The sequence below is a fragment of the Thermodesulfobacteriota bacterium genome, assembly GCA_040755095.1.
Taxonomy (GTDB): Bacteria; Desulfobacterota; Desulfobulbia; order Desulfobulbales; family JBFMBH01; genus JBFMBH01.
Window position 1 is genome coordinate 1 of the sequence record JBFMBH010000193.1, and the last position, 5,648, is coordinate 5,648.

General features: G+C 72.4%; 4 protein-coding genes. 2 read left to right on the top strand and 2 right to left on the bottom strand.

Translation table 11 applies throughout. The annotated features are described in order from the left end of the window. Positions 1-158 precede the first annotated feature (158 nt). Positions 159-974, top strand: a complete 816-nt coding sequence (locus tag AB1634_18425; GenBank protein ID MEW6221490.1) for a CheR family methyltransferase — start codon at positions 159-161, stop codon at positions 972-974. A gap of 37 nt (positions 975-1,011) precedes the next feature. Here the strand turns inward: AB1634_18425 and AB1634_18430 are convergent, their stop codons facing one another. Both AB1634_18430 and AB1634_18435 read right to left on the bottom strand, forming a co-directional pair. After that, positions 1,012-2,154, bottom strand: a complete 1,143-nt coding sequence (locus AB1634_18430) for a CapA family protein (protein MEW6221491.1) — start codon at positions 2,152-2,154, stop codon at positions 1,012-1,014. A 332-nt stretch (positions 2,155-2,486) separates the two neighbouring features. Further along, on the bottom strand, positions 2,487-4,451 hold the full coding sequence (locus AB1634_18435; protein ID MEW6221492.1) for a Clp1/GlmU family protein: 1,965 nt from the start codon (positions 4,449-4,451) through the stop codon (positions 2,487-2,489). A gap of 535 nt (positions 4,452-4,986) precedes the next feature. On the opposite strand from AB1634_18435, the gene AB1634_18440 reads away from it, so the two are divergent. Then, complete coding sequence (locus tag AB1634_18440; protein MEW6221493.1) at positions 4,987-5,562, top strand: hypothetical protein; 576 nt, start codon at positions 4,987-4,989, stop codon at positions 5,560-5,562. Positions 5,563-5,648: the final 86 nt, after the last annotated feature.

Consider the following 5,648-nt stretch of genomic DNA (forward strand, 5'->3'; position numbering starts at 1 on the left):
CACGACCAGCCGGCCGGAGGGGTGCCCCTTTTTTTTGGGGGGGTTGGGGGCGCGGGGCAGGGCTGGGGGCGCTCAGGTATGGGAGTCATGGGAGGTAGGGGACGGTGCTTCGGGGCCCGGGAGCAGGTGCGCGGGCGGGCCGGAGCGGCGCGGCTGCCATGAAGGATGCCGACTGCGTGCTCTTCCTGCAATGGGCCTTGCCGCAGCTGGCCATGCGCTGGCCGGGCTTCCGCAAGGTGCGGCGCCAGGTGGCCAGGCGCATCGAGCGACGGCTGGTCCAGCTGGGCCTGCCGGACGGCCAGGCCTACCGGCAGTATCTGGCCGATCATCCCGGCGAATGGCCGCTCCTGGACGAGCTGTGCCGGGTCACCATCTCCCGCTTCTTCCGGGACCAGGCGGTCTTTGCCGAGCTGGCCGGCCAGGTGCTGCCAGCCCTGGCCAGCCGAGCCGTCGCGGCCGGCGCCACCGGGCTTGACGCCTGGAGCATCGGCTGCGCCGCCGGGGAGGAGCCGTACTCCCTGGCCCTCCTCTGGCACCAGGGGCTGGCGCGCCGTTTCCCCTCCCTGCGCCTGAAGGTCCTGGCCACCGATGCCGACCCCCAGCTCCTGGAGCGGGGCCGTCGCGCCTGCTATCCGGCCAGCGCCCTCCGGGAGCTGCCCGCCGTTCTCCGGCAGGCCGCTTTTCGTCGGGAAGAGGGTCAGTTCTGCCTGGCCCCGGCCTTCCGGGGCGAGGTCTTCTTCCAGGCGCAGGATATCCGCACCGCCATGCCGGATCGGGCCTTTGATCTCATCCTCTGCCGCAATCTGGTCTTCACCTACTTCGACACCCCGCTGCAGCGCCGCCTGGCCGCGCAGCTCCGGGAGCGCCTGCGGCCGGATGGCTTCCTGGTGCTGGGGGTGCGGGAGCGGCTGCCCGAGGGCCAGGCAGGCTTCCATCTGGCCTCCGGCCGCCTGGCGCTCTACCAGGCCGCCTGACGCATCCCCGGGCGCCTCCTGCCGGACGTCTCGCCGCTCAGCGCCCGGGCCAGTGCAGGGTCAGGCGGCCGTCCTCGGCCAGGGTCACCCCGGTGCCCAGGGGGCGGCCCTCGCGGTTGAGGACGGCGGCCAGCCACTGGGCCTCAGGGCGGGAGGCCAGGGTGATGGCAAGCCGTCTGACCCGGGTCGGGGTCATGGTCAGGCCCAGCAGGCGGCCGCTGGCGGGATCCAGGGTGGGGAAGTAGAGAAGCCCCAGCTCGCCGCGGAAGGCCTCGTAGCCGCTGATCCCTTCGTAGTCGGAGAGGAGATCCCCGCAGCCGTAGATGATGGCACGGCCGTTGTGGACCTCGATGCCCTTGACGTGGTGCGAGGAGTGGCCGTGGACCAGGTCGACCCCCGCCTGGTCGATGAGGGCCTGGGCGAATTCCCGCTGCGCGGCCGGGATGGCATAACCCCAGTTGCCGCCCCAGTGCAGGGAGGCGACCACGAGGTCCCCGGGCCGCTTGCTGGTCTGGACCAGGGTGGCGATGGCCCGTATCGTGGAACCGGACAGGTCGGGCAGGAGGTGGACGCCGGAGCGGTCAGAGCCGGCGGCCCACTGCCGGTCGATGCCGCAGTCGGTGGTGCCGCCGGCCAGGATCAGCAGCCGGCCCTGGCCGGGCAGGTGGAGAACCGCTGGCGCCCGGGCCGCCTCCAGGCTGGGCCCGGCGCCGGCGTGCCGGATGCCGGCACCATCCAGGGCGGCCAGGGTCTGGGCGAGCCCCGGGCGGCCCCAGTCCAGAACGTGGTTGTTGGCCAGCACGCAGCAATCGATGGCCGCCGCGGTCAGGCAGGGGAGGTTGGCCGGGTGCATGCGGTAGTTGATGCCCTTGGGCCAGGGGGTTGGGTGGTCGGTGATGGCGGTCTCCAGGTTGATGATCCGCAGATCCGGCGCCCGGCGCGCCAGCTCCGCCAGGGCCTCCCCCCAGGGATAGGCAAAGGCCACCGGCCGGGGAATGGGGCCGCTCCGGGCCTCGGCCAGCCGGAGGTAGTCCCGGGCGTCCTGGACATACGGCTCGTAGAGCTGCGGGTCGCTGGCATGGGGCAGGATCTGGTCAATGGCCCGGCCGGTCATGACGTCCCCGGCCAGGAACAGGGTCACCGGCCGCGAGGCCGGCTCGGGCGTCCGGGCGTCCGGCATGGCTTCTCCTTGCGGCGATCGGGCCGCCGCGCCCTCCAGGCCGGAGGCGGCGCCCAGGAGGACCCCGCCTGCCAGCTGCAGGAATCGACGCCGGTTCACCCAGCAACCGGCAGAAGGTGTCGCGCCACCGCCGCACACCACGCCTCCTCCCTCTTCGCCATCCGCACCGTCCGGTCCGGCCAACGGTCAGTGCCGGCGTTGTGCGCGGATCCGCCTCCCGTACGGGCGAGGCACGCCTCGCCCATGCGGCGCTGGATTGCAGGGCCACAGTGGCGCCCGGCGCTGCGCCTGGTCGACTATCCCGGTCCGGTCCTGGTCGTTGCCGTTTCGGATCAGTTCTGCCGGTCCCTTCTGCGGTTGGACATTCCCTGCTCGATCGTCGCTGTTCGTTGTGCAAAGGCCCGGGGGATCACGGTCCGGGGACAGGCCGCGGCCAGCTCCTGATAGAGCTGCTGCGGCGCCAGCGAATGGCGGCGGGAGAGGTGGAAGGCCACCAGCCGGGCCACCCCGGCCAAGCTGGCGATCTCGCCGCAGGCGCGGCTGGTGAGGTGGCCGCTGGCTGCCGCCTGCTCGGCCTCTGCCTCGGCAAAGGGCGCCTCGCAGAAAAAGGTGTGGGCATGCCGCGCCAGGGCCACCAGCCTTTCCCGGTTGGCAACGGTATCCGCCAGGTCGGTGGCGTAGACCACCTTCCTGGTCGGCCCGACCAGGGCCAGGTCAGCCCCCAGCTCGCCAGCCGGTTCCGCGTGCCCGTCCGGCAGTCGGATGGTCGCTGCGGCATCGCCCAGGCTCAGGCAGCGCCGCAGCTCGGTGAGCCAGGGGCCGGGCGCCAGCCCCCGGGCCTGCAGCCGGTCGCGGCGGATGGCCAGCGGCCGCTCCGGCTCGAAGGCGAAGGCCAGGACCGGGGTGCCGTGGTCCAGGGTGATGCCCCGCACCCGGAAGCCGGGCTCGGCAAGGAGCACGCCGTCCTGCACGGCCGTCGCCCCCAGGTCCTGGGGCAGGCCGACCCCGGCCTGCAGGCGCCAGCGGCGCAGGCGGTCGCCGGTAAGCTCCGCCACCTCGAAGGCCGGGGCCCGAGCCCCGGCCCGGTCCCAGAGCACGGCGGCCAGAAAGCCCTGGATATGGCCGGCCAGACCCGGCGGGCCGTAGAGGCGGCAGGCCGGCAGCTCGCCGATCCGGGAGCGCAGCAGCCACAGGAAGCCGGCCAGGTGGTCGAGGTGGGCATGGCTGATGAAGACGTCGCTGACCTGATGGGCGATCCGGGCTGGCAGGCGTACGCCCTCCCCCAGATCGAAGAGCAGGCTGCGCCGCTGGTGCCGCAGGCGCAGATGGAGGAGGGGATCGCCCAGGACGCCATTGACCAGCTCCACATCCACCAGGCCGATCCGGCCGGCCAGGCGCGGCCCGCCACCGGCCACCCCGGCCGGCAGCTCGTCCAGCCGTTCGCCGGCAAAAGGCGGCGCGGTCTCCACCAGCCCGCGGGCGTTGCGCTGGCCATCCCGGAGCAGGATCGCCTCTGCCCGGGTGGCAACCGGCGGCAGCCGGGCGAAGAGGAAGCCGCCGGCCAGGCGCCGGACCTCGCCCAGGGCCAGGGTGCGGCCGCCGGCCACGAGGGCCAGCTGGCGGCCCGGCCAGGCCGCCGGCTCGTCCGGAGGCGGCGGGTTGCCGACCAGGGAGAGGCCGGCCAGATCCAGTCGCCTATCCACGGCGCCGGCGGTGCGCCACCGGGCCCGCTGGCGCTGGCTGGGCTGCCGGGCGCCCGCTGCCGCAGCCACCACATGGACGGCCACCCCCAGGGCGGCCAGCTCCGCCGCCAGAGGCACAGGCTGGCCCGGCAAGTGCAGCGCCAACACCGCCTCCACGGCCGCTGCCTCCACCAGGCCGGCCAGCAGCTCCGCCCCGGCGACGCCCCGCACCACCCCCGGCCCGTCGATCAGGAGCAGGCCGTCGCCGGCCCGGGCGGCCAGGCTGCGCACCGCGGCCACCAGGGGCAGGCGGAAGCGGGCTGCATCCAGGCTGCAAAGAGCGACCATATCCAGAAGCTGCCAGGCCGCGCCTTGCCACTCGCCCAGGGCGATGGCGCCGGGTGGCCCGAAGGCCGGCGAGCCGGGATCGGCCCCCAGAACGCGGCAGGGCTGGCCAGCCGCGGCCAGGGCTCGGGCCAGCTCGGCGGCCAGGAACGACTTGCCGCTGCCCGGCGGGCCGAAGAGGAGAACCCGGCGACGGCGGTCCAGCACCGCAGGGATGATCGTGGCAGCGACCGGCGGCAGAGCCGGGGTCTCAGGACAGAGGCGGGACATGGCTGGCCCTCATCCAGGCCGGCCGGTGGCGGTGTCGATCCCCGCCTGCCCCCATTGGCCCGGATGATTCTCACCATGCCGGCTGCACCGCGGTCTGGCAAGAGACAAAAAACGCGGCCACCGGAAGGCGCCGGGTGGCCCCATTGTTCATGCCGTCCTTGCACCGGGAAGGTGCCAGCTCCTTTGCCGTTGACACCCGGTTCCGATCCTGGCTAACGTCTGCCCATTGGCCTCAGGGCCATCCTGTGGCCTCTGTGCCTGTGAACTGGGACGCAAGGGGGCGGCCAGTATCCGGGAGGAGAGGTCGTTCGCGGGGACAGTGGGAGGGGAGGATGACAACGTTTGCCTGGCTGCATCTGACCGGCCTGCACTGGGGGGCGGACGGCCAGAAGGACCGGTGGGATACCATCCAGGCCGAGCTGCTGGCATGGCGGAGATGGTCATGCCTCTGGCGATGAACAGCCCCCCTCGTCCAGCTGGGGAGAAGGAGACACCACAGGGCCACAGGTCCAGGCCTTCACGTCGGATCCGGGATTTGGTAGCCCGTGGCATCGCCAGCTTCCTGAGGAGGAAGGAGTGTGCTCCTCTGCTGGCAGCGCTGGCCGGCGAGGTGTCTCAAGCAGGGCAAGATAGCCAGAGCGGCGAGGAGGTGGCCTATGCCCTGGTTGGGCAGGAGCTCCTGGAGGCGGTGAGCGCCGTGCACCGGGCGGTCCGAGGCATCCTGCAGGCGTTGCCCCAGAACGCGGTCCGGTCCCCGTCCTCACCCTGGGAGCAGGGGCTGGGGATCATCGCCTGGCTGGTGATCCTGGCGGTGGACGAGCAGTGGCTGACGGAGCAGACGAAAGTCGGCGCTGGGACCATCGCCGTGCAGGTGCCGCTCACCACCCCCTTGGGGGCGGAGATCGTTACCGCCAGCCTGGATACCGCAGCAGCGGCCATCGATATCCAGGTCGAGGGCATGCAGCTTCAGAGCACGTTCGCTGTTCCCCTGGACCGTCTCCCGGAAAGGGGCTGGGATGCCGGTGCCACGGTGGGCATCGTCACACAATGGCTCTGCAAGGCTCTCTATTATATTGCCGCCGACCCGAAACCCCGCAGTATTGGCCGGTGAGGAATGCCGCAGGGGTGGTGTTTGGGCGGAGGTATGCGTCGTCTGCGGGGCTGAGGATGGACCAGGCCGTTTTTTGCCGGCTCGCG